This is a genomic window from Vibrio sp. 10N.222.51.C5, from assembly GCF_041474575.1.
GTDB lineage: Bacteria > Pseudomonadota > Gammaproteobacteria > Enterobacterales > Vibrionaceae > Vibrio > Vibrio crassostreae_C.
Genome location: NZ_JBFRUJ010000102.1, coordinates 1 through 1,180, shown reverse-complemented (window position 1 = coordinate 1,180; position 1,180 = coordinate 1). Strand labels below are relative to the sequence as shown.

General features: G+C 45.3%; 1 protein-coding gene and 1 pseudogene. Both read right to left on the bottom strand.

The window, feature by feature from the left end; translation table 11 throughout:
* Positions 1-695: ISL3 family transposase (locus AB4558_RS21700; RefSeq protein WP_372159102.1), on the bottom strand; the 695-nt coding region annotated here is incomplete at its 3' end.
* Positions 696-794: 99 nt separating this feature from the next.
* Positions 795-1,180 (bottom strand): annotated as a pseudogene (locus AB4558_RS21695) (transposase); the annotation flags it as partial.

Here is a 1,180-nt window from a genome sequence, read left to right as displayed (position 1 = left end):
ACAACATGGAATAAGTCGTAAACGATTTTTGCGTTCGGGCAATGCGCTTGAACTTCAAGGTCAAAAGCCGTATTCATGTCCATCGCGACCGCTTCGATATTATTGCCATGCTTGCCTAACAGCTCGAAGAACGGTCGTATGTCCTTGCGGCTACGGCCTAACCCTATCCAAATAACTTGGTGAGTCTTAGCGTCAGCGATGACCGTGGCATACCGATGTCCTTTAAAGATAGCGAACTCATCCATGACGAGTTGCCTTAGCCCCTCCCATTTCACTGACGGTACCACTTGGCGAAGTCGGCGTTTATCTATCTCTTTAATGGTGTGCCAATGTACGCTTGTTAACTGGGAGATATGCTTAATGGGAAGAAGAGGCAGCAGTTGTTCTATATAACTTTTTAAGCGCTTCGTGATGCGAGCATAAGGCTCTAGCCAAGATAGAGACTCTGTTTTTATGCCGCAGTCACGACACTTGATTCTTCGTGTTTGAACGGAAAGTTCAACAGGAACACCGAGCAACATGGCCTCTTTTACATGACGCCATTGATACTCATGAATAGCCTCGGCCTCGAGACCACAAAGGCACTTAGCCTCAGAGTTAGGTTTAAGAGTCAGGGTAATAAGTGATGCTGTCTGGTGAGACTTTACTATTTGAAAGCCTTCCCAGAATGAAGATAGGAAAGTATGATTCGGCATGAAAACGGTAGTTTGTGTATGATTTTTGTTTGGCGACTAAACCATATCACTTACTACCGTTTTTGTTTTTAGTTCCCGCTAATCCGCGATGAACCNNAAGTCGTAAACGATTTTTGCGTTCGGGCAATGCGCTTGAACTTCAAGGTCAAAAGCCGTATTCATGTCCATTGCGACCGCTTCGATATTGTTGCCATGCTTGCCTAACAGCTCGAAGAACGGTCGTATGTCCTTGCGGCTACGGCCTAACCCTATCCAAATGACTTGGTGAGTCTTAGCGTCAGCAATGACCGTGGCATACCTATGCCCTTTAAAGATAGCGAACTCGTCCATGACGAGTTGCCTTAGCTCTTCCCATTTCACTGACGGTACAACTTGTCGAAGTCGGCGTTTATCTATCTCTTTAATGGTGTGCCAATGTACGCTTGTTAACTGGGAGATATGCTTAATGGGAAGAAGAGGCAGCAGTTGTTCTATATAACTTTTTA